15 protein-coding genes and 1 tRNA gene are annotated in these 13,749 nt (G+C 59.9%); 6 read left to right on the top strand and 10 right to left on the bottom strand.

The window, feature by feature from the left end; genetic code table 11:
• Positions 1-2: 2 nt before the first annotated feature.
• On the top strand, positions 3-641 hold the full coding sequence (locus NZ740_02540) for an NAD(P)H-dependent oxidoreductase (protein ID MCS6770887.1): 639 nt from the start codon (positions 3-5) through the stop codon (positions 639-641).
• 58 nt (positions 642-699) lie between these two features.
• Here NZ740_02540 and NZ740_02535 read toward each other — a convergent pair whose 3' ends face one another.
• Positions 700-1,131 (bottom strand): hypothetical protein, encoded by a 432-nt coding sequence (locus NZ740_02535; protein ID MCS6770886.1) that lies wholly within the window; start codon positions 1,129-1,131, stop codon positions 700-702.
• Between the two features lie 114 nt (positions 1,132-1,245).
• On the opposite strand from NZ740_02535, the gene NZ740_02530 reads away from it, so the two are divergent.
• A tRNA-Ala gene (locus NZ740_02530) sits at positions 1,246-1,321 on the top strand.
• A gap of 137 nt (positions 1,322-1,458) precedes the next feature.
• Here NZ740_02530 and rfbB read toward each other — a convergent pair.
• The 5 genes from rfbB to NZ740_02505 form a co-directional block, all read right to left on the bottom strand.
• Positions 1,459-2,517 (bottom strand): dTDP-glucose 4,6-dehydratase, encoded by a 1,059-nt coding sequence (gene rfbB, locus NZ740_02525; protein ID MCS6770885.1) that lies wholly within the window; start codon positions 2,515-2,517, stop codon positions 1,459-1,461.
• A 57-nt stretch (positions 2,518-2,574) separates the two neighbouring features.
• Positions 2,575-3,240: a response regulator transcription factor gene (locus tag NZ740_02520; protein MCS6770884.1), complete on the bottom strand. Its 666-nt coding sequence runs from the start codon at positions 3,238-3,240 to the stop codon at positions 2,575-2,577.
• 81 nt (positions 3,241-3,321) lie between these two features.
• Entirely contained in the window at positions 3,322-4,131 is an 810-nt protein-coding gene (locus NZ740_02515; GenBank protein MCS6770883.1) for a thermonuclease family protein, read from the bottom strand.
• Positions 4,132-4,179: 48 nt separating this feature from the next.
• Complete coding sequence (locus tag NZ740_02510; protein ID MCS6770882.1) at positions 4,180-5,013, bottom strand: DUF6268 family outer membrane beta-barrel protein; 834 nt, start codon at positions 5,011-5,013, stop codon at positions 4,180-4,182.
• Positions 5,014-5,096: 83 nt separating this feature from the next.
• Positions 5,097-5,459 carry a divalent-cation tolerance protein CutA gene (locus NZ740_02505; protein MCS6770881.1) on the bottom strand — a complete coding sequence of 121 codons (363 nt, stop codon included), beginning with the start codon at positions 5,457-5,459 and terminating at the stop codon, positions 5,097-5,099.
• 75 nt (positions 5,460-5,534) lie between these two features.
• Between NZ740_02505 and NZ740_02500 the strand changes: the two genes are divergently transcribed.
• Positions 5,535-6,443 carry a UDP-2,3-diacylglucosamine diphosphatase gene (locus NZ740_02500; GenBank protein ID MCS6770880.1) on the top strand — a complete coding sequence of 303 codons (909 nt, stop codon included), beginning with the start codon at positions 5,535-5,537 and terminating at the stop codon, positions 6,441-6,443.
• A gap of 304 nt (positions 6,444-6,747) precedes the next feature.
• Entirely contained in the window at positions 6,748-7,239 is a 492-nt protein-coding gene (locus tag NZ740_02495; GenBank protein MCS6770879.1) for a hypothetical protein, read from the top strand.
• Between the two features lie 222 nt (positions 7,240-7,461).
• Here the strand turns inward: NZ740_02495 and gcvT are convergent, their stop codons facing one another.
• Positions 7,462-8,547: a glycine cleavage system aminomethyltransferase GcvT gene (gcvT, locus tag NZ740_02490; protein ID MCS6770878.1), complete on the bottom strand. Its 1,086-nt coding sequence runs from the start codon at positions 8,545-8,547 to the stop codon at positions 7,462-7,464.
• A gap of 118 nt (positions 8,548-8,665) precedes the next feature.
• Here gcvT and NZ740_02485 point away from each other — a divergent pair, with 118 nt between their 5' ends.
• On the top strand, positions 8,666-9,418 hold the full coding sequence (locus NZ740_02485; GenBank protein MCS6770877.1) for a tRNA threonylcarbamoyladenosine dehydratase: 753 nt from the start codon (positions 8,666-8,668) through the stop codon (positions 9,416-9,418).
• Here the strand turns inward: NZ740_02485 and NZ740_02480 are convergent.
• The 3 genes from NZ740_02480 to galK all read right to left on the bottom strand — a co-directional run bounded on the left by NZ740_02480 (position 9,379) and on the right by galK (position 12,077).
• Positions 9,379-10,182, bottom strand: coding sequence for a TatD family hydrolase (locus NZ740_02480; GenBank protein MCS6770876.1), 804 nt, complete (start codon positions 10,180-10,182; stop codon positions 9,379-9,381). The genes NZ740_02485 and NZ740_02480 overlap by 40 nt on opposite strands.
• Positions 10,179-10,583, bottom strand: a complete 405-nt coding sequence (locus tag NZ740_02475) for a sulfite exporter TauE/SafE family protein (protein ID MCS6770875.1) — start codon at positions 10,581-10,583, stop codon at positions 10,179-10,181. Before NZ740_02475 ends, NZ740_02480 begins: the two co-directional genes overlap by 4 nt.
• 354 nt (positions 10,584-10,937) lie before the next feature.
• Positions 10,938-12,077 carry a galactokinase gene (gene galK / locus NZ740_02470; GenBank protein MCS6770874.1) on the bottom strand — a complete coding sequence of 380 codons (1,140 nt, stop codon included), beginning with the start codon at positions 12,075-12,077 and terminating at the stop codon, positions 10,938-10,940.
• 171 nt (positions 12,078-12,248) lie between these two features.
• On the opposite strand from galK, the gene NZ740_02465 reads away from it, so the two are divergent.
• Positions 12,249-13,739 (top strand): hypothetical protein, encoded by a 1,491-nt coding sequence (locus tag NZ740_02465; protein MCS6770873.1) that lies wholly within the window; start codon positions 12,249-12,251, stop codon positions 13,737-13,739.
• The last annotated feature ends 10 nt before the right edge of the window (positions 13,740-13,749 follow it).

Genomic DNA, 13,749 nt, shown 5'->3' with positions numbered 1-13,749 from the left:
GAATGAACGTATTGCATGTGATTGCCAACCCAAGGCCAATCGAAGAGTCCGTGTCGAAACAACTGGCAGCGGCGTTTTTCGCTACCCTGCTGGAAAAGAATCCGGACGTGATCGTCAACAATGTGGATCTTTACCAGGACCCGCCTCCCTACCTGTCCCTGCAGGCTTATCGTCGGCTGTACACGCCGCTGACGGACCCCGGATACAAACCTTCGAAAGATGAAGAAGACGCGATCGCGTATGCGAAAGCCCAGGCGGAGGCGTTGCGGCAGGCCGATGTGCTCGTTTTGACCATGCCGATGTGGGTAGGCGGACCGCCCGCCATCATGAAAGCCTGGCTCGACCAGGTAATCCAACCGGGGCTCCTCTACACCATCGAAAACGGGTCGGTGAAACCGATGCACCAGCTTCGGAAGGTCATCCTGCTGGTCGCTTCCGGCGATGTGTACAAGGAAAGTGACGACCGCGACGGCCTGACCCCCATCATTCGCAATTCCTTCGGTTCTCTCGGTGTTGACGACATTGAGGTGGCCTGGGCCGACGGGCAGGACCCGCAATTCCATGCCGACGGCGCCGAGCGCAAACAGGCGGCGATCGAAATGGCCCAGGAAATCGCTGAAGATATTGCGGCCGCAGTTTGAACGGCTTGCCAACTCATGGTTGCCGTGTTCCGCTCGCTCCCGGCGGCCAAGTTGTTCCTCAACGGCGGCGATTCGGCGGTTGGACACTCGGCTTAGGCCTAATCGTTTGGGGATATGGCCTCAATTCCCATTCGTTTGGGAACCGCCGAATAGCCTCGAAGCGCTCCTGCGGCGTTTCGATGACAAAACCGTCCATCCGACGAGTGATCCGGATATTTCCCTGGAGCGTGGAAATGTCATAGCCCATAGCGGTCTTATACGGCCGGCCGTCGAACAGTGCGGCAAAAGGGGCGACCTCCTCCGGCGCATTCTGCGCCTTCCACCGAGACAGAAAACGGGTGGTTGATGGCAACTTCGCAGTCCACCCGTCCCGATGCTCCCGGATCCAGCCCGGCGCGTAATATGATTCGTCCGCCGCGCGGATCGGTTGCGGGATCGGCCCCACGAACGCAGCAGCGGAGACCAGTATGAAGAAGAGCCGGGATTTCATGGCGTCGTTTTTCCTATCACTTTACCCCAAAACCGCATCTCGACACAGCGTTTTTCGCGGACAGCAAAGTCTTGCATCACAACTGCTCGCGGTGTTAGCTTGAAAACTCCCTTTGGGGCGGTAGCTCATCTGGTAGAGCGCCTCGTTCGCAACGAGGAGGTAGAGGGTTCGAGTCCCTTCCGCTCCACCATCCGCCGCGGATCACTTTTAGTATCGCGGTCCGCCCGCGAAGGCAAACCGCCCCGGCAAGAGGGCCCCTCCAGTCCTTATTGCAGCGCTCATCCTCTCATGCGTGCGAGGCCGAGTTTGTCCTTCCATTAAGGCGGCCTAGGCGGATCCGTAATGTTCCTCGATCCACCTTCGGTACTCTCCGGAGCGAACGCGGTTCACCCATTCCCGATTCTCAAGATACCACAGCACAGTTTTCCGCAAACCGGTGTCGAACGACTCCTCCGGTTTCCACCCCAGTTCCATCTCGGCTTTCGTGCAATCGATGGCGTACCGTCGGTCATGGCCCGGCCGGTCCTTGACGAACGTGATTAGCGAATCGCGGGGCTTTCCGGAGGGAATCGGCGGGGCAAGCTCGTCCAGCAGCGAGCAGATCTTCCGAACCACTTCAATGTTTCGCATTTCGTTTCGGCCGCCGATGTTGTAGGTCTGACCCCGGCGCCCGCGCGTCATGACGGCCCACACCGCCGCCGCGTGGTCGCGCACATACAGCCAATCGCGGACATGAAGGCCGTCGCCATATACCGGAAGCGGCTTGCCCTCGAGCGCGTTGAGGATCATCAACGGGATTAATTTTTCGGGAAATTGATACGGGCCGTAGTTGTTGGAACAGTTGGAAATCGTCACGGGCAGTCCATAGGTGTGGTGATAGGCCCGAACCAGATGGTCGGACGCGGCCTTGGAGGCTGAATAGGGGCTGTTCGGCCTGTAGGGGGTCTCCTCTGTAAAAAATCCCGATTCGCCGAGGGACCCAAAGACCTCGTCGGTGCTGACGTGGTGAAACAACTGGATGCGGTCTTTCCGGGCGCGGGCCGCTTGTAGCAACACGTAGGTTCCTACGATGTTCGTTTGGATGAAGTCGTCCGGCCTGACGATGGACCGGTCCACATGGGATTCGGCGGCGAAGTGGCAGACCGCATCGATGCCGTATTCATCGAACACGCGCGCGATCGCAGACGCATCGCAGATATCGGCGCGAATGAATACGTATCGGTCCCCCGCGCGCGCGGCCACGTCCGCAAGGCTCTCGAGATTGCCGGCGTAGGTCAGCTTGTCGACGTTGATCACCCGGCCGCGATATCCGGACTCCTCAAAGAGGTATCGAATGAAGTTGCAGCCGATGAAACCGCAGCCGCCGGTCACAAGAAGGTTTTCCATGTTCGCGAGTGTAAGCGCCCGCCAGTCGGTTCCAATGTCAAAAACCCCTGCCCCTCCTTAGGGCGGATTGTTTTCGACCCAGCGAACCGCTTCGCGGACCAGTTGGGCAGTGTCCGCGCAGCCGAGCTTCCGCTTGATGCTGGCTCGGTGAACCTCAACAGTGCGGGCGCTCAATCCAAATTTTTCGGCAATCTTTCGGGTGGTCATGCCCTCGCCGACGCAGCGGAAAATTTCGCGCTCGCGGTCGGTGAGACTTTCGATCCCCGACTCCGGCCGAGCCTGCCCGGGACCTGCAACGGCCTGCTTGAGTAACCGCGCAGCCACGTCGGGGCTCGCGTAAATGTCTCCGCTGAACACCTTGCGAAGCGCATCCACCAACACCTCATCCGCATTCTCCTTCATCACGTAACCGCGTGCGCCGGCTCGGAGGGCGCGCTCCGCGTACTCCATTTCATCGTGCATCGAAAGCACAATGCAGGGCAGATCCGGCTTTTTCCTGAGCAGCTCCCGGATCAAATCGAGGCCGCTGCCGTCCTTCAGCGCCAGATCGATGATGGCCGCGTCGATTTTGCCCGGCTCAAATTTGGCCAACGCCTCCGCGCAGCCCGCCGCCTCCGCGGCGATCGCATACTCGGGGTGGCGAGCCAATAGCATTGCCAGGCCCTGCCGCACGATGGCGTGATCATCCACAACCAGCAGCCGCTTTTTCGTAGTTTTTGTCACGGTGCTGAATTGTAGCGAAAGCTTGCGGGGCTTGACAAATCGGCGCGCCGCGCCTACGCGGGAAACCCGGGCGGAGGCCGGTTACCAACCCAGATCAGCCCGCCGCGCGATCGCCTCCATCATCCGTCCATCCGGCAGTCGGAACCGAATCCGCACATCGGCAGGCGATTCTGTCCGAAGAATTTCAATTTCTGTTCCGGCGCGCAGCATGCCAAGCATGCGGGCCGGGTCTTCCACGGCGTAAACGGGAACCGTTCGAGTCAGGGTCCGCCAACCCGCCTCAAGCGGCTGGAGTCGAGCACGGGGGTCTCCGGGCGAAAACCCGCGGGACGCGAGGGCCCACGCTCCACGCCGTTGATCCCGAGCGGCCGATTCCAGCGCGCGCAGCCGCATTCTCATCGTCGATTCAGAAGGGCCCTCCGGCGGCATTTCCTGCATGCCGTAGATTCGCGCCAACCCATTCGACACCAGAGCCTCCATCAGGTACGTATCGCCAGATTTGACGATCGCATAGTCCCGCTCCTTTTCGCCCGCGCCGCGGGCATCCTCAAACTGCGTATAAACGGTGAACGGCCGGCTTTTGAGAAATTCGCGCGTGAACCGCGAGGCTTCCTGCCCGATTCGCAGGACTTCCTGCGTTGATATCCCAAAGTATTCGGCTTGTTCGGCGACCCGCTCCGGAAACCGCATGTCGGTCTCGGGCGCATCGACCCATAGTAAGCGAAGGACATAGATTCGCCGGCCGATCCGGACGCGAAAGCTGTCGCCGTCATTCGACGGATGTTCGATCAGCGTGCAGTTCTCCTTGGTCCGCCATTTTTTGGACGCATGCACCTCCGGAATCATCGCCGCGAATACGAACAGCAGCGCCACCGCGAATCGGATGTTCATGATCCGATGATATGGAGCATCCAAGCGGATTGAAGGCCAAGTGCAACGCTAGCGGAAAATCAGCGCAATTCGGGCATACCATGTCTCATCGAGGTCCCGCTCAAGACGAGGCTCGCCGCCTCCGCGCACATCGATTTCCCGACCGAAAACCCCGCCTGCCTGCGCCTGCAAAGATAAATTCCGAACAGGACTCCATTCTACGCCCAAGCCCGCTCGATATTCTTTCAAAGCGACATCGCGCTCGGTCCCCGCGAGTTCGACATTCCACTCATCACCGCCTGGCTCAAGTCCGACGCCGAATGAAAGCGAATCCGTTGCGCGATAGATGAGTCGGGGTCTCGGAAACTGTACGTCGACTGTCCATACTTCATTTGTCCAAAGCGCCCCGATCGCAGGAAACAGGCGACTCCGACCGAAATCCTGGCTGTAGACGGCCCCGAGGCTGAGACGCCAACCTCTGGCCCAATCTCGACTCGCCAAGGACATCGCGCTAACGCCGAGATCGTCGGATGAAACCGACTCAAGGTCGGACCGGATGGCGGGCGCGATCATGTTCATCCAGCGCCAACCGCCCTTCTCCGGGCCGACCGCACGAATCGGGAATCGCAAAGAATGCGCTGTAAAATCGGCCAAGTCCTCCTCTTCGATTGAAAAGTCATATCGTGTCCATCGCACTCCCGCCATCACCCGTACGCTCGGTCCACGATAAATCGGAAATCCCGTGCGAAGCTCGACCTCGCGCAGCTCGATTTCGCCCCCCTGTTCCGTTTTTGCTGGGCCCTCGTGGGTATACGTGAAGGCGGATCGCTCACGTGCGCTTTGGGCGCTCGCCGCCAAGACCAGCCCGATTCCTATAATGACCGCTGCAAGATACCGCTTCACAAGGATTGCCTAAACTTGCCTTTTCCACCATTCGCGCGGCCGCCAAATTGCTTATCAAAAATCGACCACACTTCGACCCGGCTTCATGGCGTGCCGACCCCGGAATCCAGCCCGGATGTTTCATCGCAAATCCACCGGAGGAACGGCCCATGTCCACCCAGTACAGGAACCACGAGAACGCAGGGGATCTGATACGGATGCAGTTCCCGGATCCGAGCCACGAGTCGATCCTGCAACGCGCCCCGCGTCTTGACCAGCATCGCAATTTCGCGACTTGTTTCCACCGCCCCCTCCCACCAGTATATCGACTCGATGGGACCGAGTATGTTCACGCACGCCACCAGCCGCTCCGCCACCAAGGTTTGGGCAAGCCGCCTCGCCGTTTCATGATCGGGAACTGTCACGTAACCCAGTACCACATCGCCACTTCGATCAATGGAATTCATACCGCGTACTCACAGATTTCTAATCGGGAATTCGCAAGATTACGGAAATCAATGCATTAGAACGGATTCGCTCCAGTGAAAGCAAAAGCGCCAGTCACCACATTTCGGACGATCTGGCTGTCCGATATACATTTGGGCACGCGAGGGTGCAAGGCTCATGCGCTCCTTGATTTCTTGCGCCATCATGACGCCGAATACATTTATCTGGTGGGCGACATTTTCGACGGGTGGGCGCTCCGAAAATCGTGGTACTGGTCCCAGGAGTTTAACGACGTCGTCCAGAAATTGCTCCGCAAAGCCCGGAAAGGGGCCAAGGTCGTCTATCTGCCCGGCAATCATGATGAATTCATGCACCATTTCGTTGACCTCGAGTTCGGTCACATCGCGATCAAAAAAGAAGTGATCCACACGACGGCTGACGGGCGGCGCCTGCTCGTTCTGCATGGCGATGAATTCGATGGCGTGGTCAAATACAACAAATGGCTGGCCCTGCTGGGTTCGCGTGCATATGACGCCGCGCTCATTTTGAACCATTGGTTCAACGTCATTCGAAGAGCGATGGGGCTTCCCTACTGGTCGCTGGCGGCTTTCCTCAAATACAAGGTAAAAAATGCCTGCAAATTCGTCAGCGATTTCGAAAACGCCCTGGCCGAGCACGCCCGGAAGCAGCGTTGTGACGGCATCGTGTGCGGCCACATCCACCGTGCGGAGATCCGGCGCATTCATGAGATCGAGTATTGCAACGACGGCGACTGGGTGGAGAGTTGCACCTCGTTGGTCGAACATCACGACGGCCGTCTGGAACTGATCACATGGGCCGACGTGCGCGGCACAGCTAACGCCGAAGAAGCGGAAGCGACCCGAGAATCGATCCCGGCCCCTACGCCGCTACCGTTCAGCTCGACCGCAATTCATGCCCTGCGTCTCCCCGTCGATTCCAACGCCGCCCGCGCCATCTCCCCGCTGCTGCCGCACTCGATGTAGGCGCCGAAGGCGTCGTTTCACGGCGGCACATTGAGCGAGAGATACTCGAACGCGATTTCACACAGGAAAGTTTTTCGCCATCATCCTACTCGCCATCTTGTGAGGGCATCCCATCGGGTCAGGTGAGTTCGAAAGCATTCCCTCTTTCCCTATTCGCAGTTGTGCAAAAAAATACGATTTTTGAAAAAGGAAGCTCAATTCGGGCAGGCTGGTAGAACGATTTATTAGCCATTTTTTTCGAATTCGGGGCATTTTGGCACGGGACATGCTTAGAGCTCATTTGATGCTGATTAGGTCTACAATTGTGAGTTTGGCCGTGCTGGCTGTCGCAGGTGGCTGCGGCACTGTCAACCAGACGTATCGCCCATCTCACCTTGGGAACCTCGCGGACAACAAGGTGGATCGGGGGGTAGAAGTTTCCATCCTGCCGGATAAGTATCGGGCTCGCATCGGGGATCCGTTGTCATTCAAGGTTGTGATCAAGAACGTGAGTTCGGAACCGATTCTTTTGCCGGTCGAACCGGATTTGGTGCTCACGTGGATCTATCCGGACGGCAAGCGGGACAATATTATCCGCGGGCCCAAGAAAAAGGTAGCGGTGAAATATAGGACGCTGGCACCCGGCGAATCGATTGTAGAAAATTCCGTCATAACGACCTACTACTTCGATCGACCCGGGATTCACGAATTTCGCGCGATTCTGCGAGGAGATGAGGTTGCGATGTCAACACATCCCCAGTCTTGGAACGGTCGTGCGGTTTCGAACGGTTTCGGAGTCATGTTTGAGGGAAACTAGCAAAAAAAATATCTAACTCCATTTTCCAATAACAGACGACGCCCGCGAGCCCCTACTACCCCCCACACCCACCCTCCAATCGCGGGCCGTCTGTTTTAAGCGACCTGTATAGAACGACGACGCGGAGGAAATTTTGCGCGATTCGTCCCGTCTCACCGTTGAATCGAATTCAGCCGCGGCCTCCAATATGGGGTGCTCTTGGGAGGTGGCGAACGACAGCCCTCATGCTGCCCGCCGCGCCGAGCCGTTTTTATAGAAGGGCAACTTGACGACCTCTGCGCTCAGCCGGGTGCCGCGCGCATTGATTTCGACCTTCGTGCCGACGGCCGTATAGGCGTCATCCACGTACGCAAGCGCGACGGCAACTCCGAGACTGGGGGCCAAAGATCCGCTGGTAACCTTGCCAATCACCTGGTCCCCCGCCACCACATCATCTCCGGCCCGCGCCGCACGTTTGGAGGCGAGTTGAAGGCCGCACAAATAGCGGCCGCATCCCTGCTGAAGGTCCCGCAAACAAGCTTCGCGGCCGATGAAATCCTTGTTGACGTCGATGAATTGTCCGCGAGCCGCCGCGACAGGTGTGCGGTCGGGCCCCAGTTCGTGCCCATACAATGTATAACCCATCTCAAGACGCAGGGTGTCTCGAGCGCCGAGGCCGGCAGGCTTGATGGCGCCAGGTTTGAGGAGCATGTCCCAGATATCTACGGCCGCCCGCGCAGGAATGTAGAGTTCGTAGCCAAATTCTCCCGTGTATCCGGTCCGACTGATCAGCGCGGGTACACCGGCCAGCCTCAAGAGTTTGAACCGGAAATAGCGCAAGGGTGGCAGGGACTCCCCGAGCGCCTGCTCGAGATCTTCCTTGGCGCGGGGGCCTTGGATGTCGAGTTTTGCCGTCTCTGGGGACAGATCCTCGAACTGCGTCCGCGAGGAGAGGTGGGCCCGAATCCACTCCGCATCCGCCTCCCTCGTTCCCGCGTTGACAACGAGCCAGAAGTGATCTGCGGAGATTCGGTAGCATGTCAGGTCGTCAAGACATCCACCGTCGTCGCGCAGCAAGTAGCCGTACCGCGCCTGGCCGGCCTCCAGCGACGACACATTTTGCGTCAGCAAGCGCTCCAGGTCCGATAGCGCTGTAGGTCCCCGGAGTGAAAACTCACCCATATGGCAGGTGTCGAACACGCTGGTCCGCGAGCGGGTCCACTGGTGTTCGGCAAGGATCCCTTCATATTCGATTGGCATGTCCCAGCCGGCAAACGGGGCGATCTTGGCCCCACGGGCGACATGCCGGTTGTACAGCGGCGTCTTCATACCTCGAGTGTACCCGTGGCGCGCCGAATCGGCAATTTTTTGCAGCCCCGATCGCCGTCAGCGTAAAATAGTTCGTATGCGATTCATCGCGTTGGAGCGTCTCCTCGGTCCCGAGGCCATGGCAAGATTGCAGGCCGCCCGCGTCTTGGTCGTCGGGCTGGGCGGCGTCGGATCATGGGCTGCGGAAGCCCTTGCACGAAGCGGAATCGGGCACCTGACACTGATGGACGGCGACGACATCTGCGTTTCGAATACCAACCGCCAGTTGCATGCCGTTGCGGATTGGATCGGCCGGCCCAAGGCAGAGGCGCTCGCCTCCCGTATCCTCGCAATCAATCCCGAATGCAGGGTGCGAGCGCGCAGGGAATTTTATCTGACCGGGAATCCCGAGCGGCCCTTCGATGAACCCCTCGACGTTGTCGTGGATTGCATCGACGGCGTGATGTCCAAGGCGACTCTGATCGGCAGTGCGCGATCGCGCGGCATTTCAGTCATCACCTGCGGCGGGGCCGCGGGGAAATTGGATCCATCGCTTGTCCGGACCGACGACCTGGCACACGCCCACCACGACCGACTGTTGATGTTCGTTCGAAAGAAGCTTCGCCGCCATTTCGGACTTCCTGGAGGCGGCAACCGTAAGATGGGCGTCCTTTGCGTCTACTCTCCCGAACCTGTCAAAATGCCGGACCCTTGCGACGCGGAGAAAACCGTGTCGGGAATCGACCCAAACAGCGGACCGGTCTGCGAGGGCCGCCTGGGGTCCGCCGTGTTTGTAACTGCGGTTTTCGGATTCCACGCCGCCGCGGCGGCTGTACGGCTGCTGCTGGGCAATCAGGCCCCGAACCATTCTGCGAAGTTGGCTTCCACCTGACTCACGAATTCCTCGAAAGGTCGATCCAGCGCCTCGGCGGCCCGGCGATAGATCGCCCGCAAATTCGCTGGGTGGTTGATCGGCTGCCCATCCGGACCGACTATGGGGTATTCAACCAAATCCGCCGGCGGAAGCTGATCCGGCGCATCGGTTTCAATCAGAAGTCGGTCTGACGGCACGCGGCGAAACGTCGCCAACTTGTTTTCCTTGTCAGGCCGCAGGAAATAGCCCGGCAACGAAAAACGGGCGCCATACGGGATGAGGATCGAGACCATCTCAGCGGATCCACCGTAGCTGTGCATCAAAAGCCCTCTCTCGGGTAACGGCTCCGATTCCAAAACGTCGACCAGCGCACCCCAAGCGCGCAAACAATGAATGCTCACAGGTCGCTTCAGCTCGCGGGCGAGTCGAAGCTGTCGGCGAAACGCGTCGACCTGTCCCTCCCACGGCAGGTCGGATTTCCAGCGATCCAGTCCCACCTCCCCAACGCCTGCTTGAGGGAAATCCTCTAAGTAATCGCGCAGAGATTCTTCCCAATCTGTCGGCTGCTCATGGACGTACCATGGATGCACGCCGAAGCTAGGAATAATTAAATCCGGAAACTGACGCGCAAGAGCCGCGACATCCGCCCAATCGCTGCACGTGGAACCGTTTACCACCATCCGCGTGATGCCGACCGTCCGCGCCGCGGCGATGATCTCGACCTGTCGCCCCCCGAAGCGTTCGTCTTGCAGATGGTTGTGCGCGTCGACTAGCCGGATCATCTCACCCAAAGCCGCCACGCCGCATACACCAGGAAGACCGCAAATGCGCGCCGCGCATAAAGCTCAGGGACTTTCTGCACCAGAACCGCGCCGGCGATAGCCCCGAGCATCCCGGCAATCGACGCGATCGTGAAAATCCGCCAATCCAAATTTCCGAACCGGCCGTGCGCCGCCGCGCCAGCCAGCGAGATCGGAATGATCAGCGCGAGCGATGTGCCCACGGCCACCGGGTAGGGAACCTTGAACCAGAGAATCAACGCAGGAACAATCAAAACCCCGCCTCCCACTCCAAACGCCCCGCCAGCCACCCCCGCCGCCAATCCGATTATCGCGTAGCCGAGCCAGTTCATGCGCCGAATCATGCGAGCGCGCAAACGGGGCGCAAGCGCCAAATCGGCCACGAATTTTCCGGCCGTCCGCTCGCAGTTCCATTACGATCGGATGCGAGCGCGACGTCGGCCGTCGCTACCAGCTTCAGGCCCGACATCGGGCTGGCGATGAAAACAGCGCACATCATGGCGATTGGTCCAATACTCGCAGCGCTGCCACGCATGCATTCGCGGGTAGGGGTATCGCCGGCACGAGCCAGTTACGATGTACGCACTGCGCTCCCAAAAAAGGCACTGCTCGCAACAGGAAAGCCAGATGATTTCCTTCCCCGGCGAAACCGGCCCGGAATCTCCGATGCGCTTGAGAGTGATAGCCACGAATTCAATTTACCACAGAGGAACGACCCATGCCCGTGCGGTGTCGCATCAATCCGTGGCGGCGCCGTCAGCTCCCCGAGTCACATATAAACTGGGCGATTTCCCCGTCCGGGCCGAATATTCCGCCCGGAGCCGGGCACAGAAATCGTCAACGCCCGATTCGGAAACCAGCGCCACTGCGCAGCCACCGAATCCCGCGCCGGTCATCCGGGCGCCAAGACAGGCAGGGTGAGCGCGGGCGAGATCCACGATCAGATTCAACGCGTCGTTGGTGACCTGAAAATCATCGCGCAGACTGTCATGGCTTTCATTCATCAGCCGGCCCAGCCGGCGGCCGTCGCCAGCCGACATGGCCTCGGCGGCTGCGAGCGTCCTCGCGTTCTCCGTGACCACATGTCGAGCGCGCTTCCGAACGGTCTCCTCGAGCTCGTGGGCGCGGGCTGCCCATTCCGCCTCCGTGACGTCGCGTAACGCCCGTACGCCGAGTTGGCGGGCCGCCGCCTGACACTGCGCGCGCCGCTCGTTGTACGCCGAATCCACGAGACCGCGCCGCGTCATCGTATCCATGATCACAACCGCGCAACCCTCGGGCAGCGGCGCGGCCCGATGAGACAGGTCCCGGCAATCGATCAGCAGAGCGTGTCCGCGTTTACCAATAGCCGAAATCAACTGGTCCATGATCCCGCATTGGACACCGACCCACCGGTTTTCCGCGCGCTGCGCCAACAGAGCCATCCGAATCGGGTCCCACGCCCAACCCGAGACCACCTGGAACGCTCGCGCGACCGCCAGCTCATATGAGGCCGAAGAAGAAAGACCCGCGCCCATCGGCACGTCACAGGCCGTCACCCCCTCAAATCCTCGAAGGACGAATCCTTCTTCCCGCAATGCGTTGGCGACGCCCTTCGGATACTCGGTCCACGCCTCGCCGCCGTGTTCCGGTCGGTCCGCGTCAAACTGCAGCGTGGCCTGATGGTCCAGCGAATGGAGGATCACCATCGTGTCCGACCGGGCGCGAAGGGCGATCCATGTCGCGCGTTCGATCGCGATCGGCATCACGAACCCTTCGTTGTAATCCGTATGTTCGCCGATCAGGTTGACTCGCCCCGGCGCGCGGACCAGCGCGTCGGGGGCGCCGCCGCACCGGGCAGCAAATTCATTCAGGACCCGTGACCGAATATCACTCATCGTTGAGATTGGTCGATAAGTGGAGGCGGCCTGACGACCTCTGCGCACGCCGCAACATCCTCGCCTCTCACTCCGGCCGCGTTTTCGACGTCGGCATCCACGGTGTATATTTACATTGTGCAAAGTCTTCAACAAGTCCGTCTTGCCGCATGGATAACCCTTGTTGCGGCCATGAGTGCCCCGGTTGGCCGCGCATCTGATCCGCCGGCCAACGTTTGGATTCAGGATACCCCCGCCTATGACTGGCACTACGGCTGCTACGGCGGAGGATCCGGCATGCTGTTCGCCTACTGGGACCGCAACGGCTACTCAAACATCTACACGGGACCGACTGCGGGTGGAGTGGCACCTCTCGTGTCCTCGGGGACGAACAGCGGTATTGTGGCGCTGTGGGCTTCCAAAGCGGGTCTGGACGGGCGCCCGTCCAACCACTACGGGCACGTGGACGACTACTACGTGGGCTACCAGAGCACCGCTCCAGATCCCTGGCTCTCGCGCGGCGTCGAGCACGAGCCCGACTGCATCGGCGATTTCATCGGAATGAGCCAGGACAAGTGGACAAACCTCAATGGCGAGTGCCGAGGAAACAAAGACGCGTGGGCTTTCAATTTTTTCGACACCAGTGGCGCACTCCGCGTGAATTTTCAGCCCGTTGACGGGCAGGGCAATGCTATCCGGGACATCCAGTCCGGACTGCGCGCCTTCGCCGCATGGCGGGGATATGATGCAGACGTTTTCTCCCAGTTGGTTGACATCTGGCATCACACGCCACCGGGCACAGGCTTTACCTTCGATCACGTGCGCCGGGAAATCGATGCTGGACGCCCGATCCTGCTCCACTTGCAGGAGCAAGCTTATGCCGATAGCTCGGGGTACAACCCGGACATCCACGCCTTTCTCATCGTCGGCTACGAGATCACCGCCGGTGGGGTTCGCCGCGTTCGCGTGCGCACAGGCTGGTCGGCCAATCCCAACGACTTTCAGATCTGGACCTGGACGAACCAAGCCTTTGTACCTTGGGGGACATATCTCTATCCCCGAGGGGTCATCGGCTTGCGAATGAATTCGGCGATCACGCTCGGATCGATCTCTAACAACATGGTGACCATCGAATGGCTCGGCCCCACGGGTACCGTGACAAATTCGGTTGCAGGAACCGCCTGGCCCTCCACATGGCATGTTGTGGAAGCCGCCCCGTTCCCCGGCGCGCCTTTCGCTCCAGTCTCTACCGCCGCCCCCGGCCGGCGGGTGGACTTCCAAATCTCGGATCAAGAGCCGGCATCTCAAATCTTTCGGCTCCGCAGACTGGAGCCATCCATCGTGCCGGATCCGGCACTTCGCTCGGCGCTGTTAGCTTCCGTGCCCTTCAAATGGGGGGCGTCCAACGTTCTTTATGACCTGGATGTGGAAACGGTCCGCTCGCTCAGCGTTTCCGGCGCGGGCGTGTCCAGACTCGACGGCTTGCAAGACGCAGTTTCGCTCACGAATCTCGTTGCCGACAACAACGCGATCTCCGACCTTTCGCCGCTTTTGGCCTGCCTCGCGCAGGGAGGCTTGCCTAGCGGTTCGTACGTCAACGTTACGGGCAACCCGCTCTCCAGTGAGGCGTTGACCAATCAGATTCCCTCGCTCCTCGCCGCCGGCGTTTGGGTGGATCACTGACCCTGCCGGC

The sequence above is a fragment of the Kiritimatiellia bacterium genome (genome assembly GCA_025054615.1).
GTDB lineage: Bacteria > Verrucomicrobiota > Kiritimatiellia > CAIVKH01 > CAIVKH01 > JANWZO01.
This window is presented reverse-complemented; position numbering and strand designations above follow the sequence as displayed.

What these genes read in the sequence shown, in the direction of transcription:
- NZ740_02505 (MCS6770881.1), bottom strand. Translation starts at nt 5,459, where the DNA reads ATGAATTCCATTGATCGAAGTGGCGATGTGGTACTGGGTTACGTGACA.
- NZ740_02535 (MCS6770886.1), bottom strand. Translation starts at nt 1,131, where the DNA reads ATGAAATCCCGGCTCTTCTTCATACTGGTCTCCGCTGCTGCGTTCGTG.
- NZ740_02485 (MCS6770877.1), top strand. Translation starts at nt 8,666, where the DNA reads ATGGCAAGATTGCAGGCCGCCCGCGTCTTGGTCGTCGGGCTGGGCGGC.
- NZ740_02465 (MCS6770873.1), top strand. Translation starts at nt 12,249, where the DNA reads ATGAGTGCCCCGGTTGGCCGCGCATCTGATCCGCCGGCCAACGTTTGG.
- rfbB (MCS6770885.1), bottom strand. Translation starts at nt 2,517, where the DNA reads ATGGAAAACCTTCTTGTGACCGGCGGCTGCGGTTTCATCGGCTGCAAC.
- NZ740_02540 (MCS6770887.1), top strand. Translation starts at nt 3, where the DNA reads ATGAACGTATTGCATGTGATTGCCAACCCAAGGCCAATCGAAGAGTCC.
- gcvT (MCS6770878.1), bottom strand. Translation starts at nt 8,547, where the DNA reads ATGAAGACGCCGCTGTACAACCGGCATGTCGCCCGTGGGGCCAAGATC.
- NZ740_02515 (MCS6770883.1), bottom strand. Translation starts at nt 4,131, where the DNA reads ATGAACATCCGATTCGCGGTGGCGCTGCTGTTCGTATTCGCGGCGATG.
- NZ740_02480 (MCS6770876.1), bottom strand. Translation starts at nt 10,182, where the DNA reads ATGATCCGGCTAGTCGACGCGCACAACCATCTGCAAGACGAACGCTTC.
- galK (MCS6770874.1), bottom strand. Translation starts at nt 12,077, where the DNA reads ATGAGTGATATTCGGTCACGGGTCCTGAATGAATTTGCTGCCCGGTGC.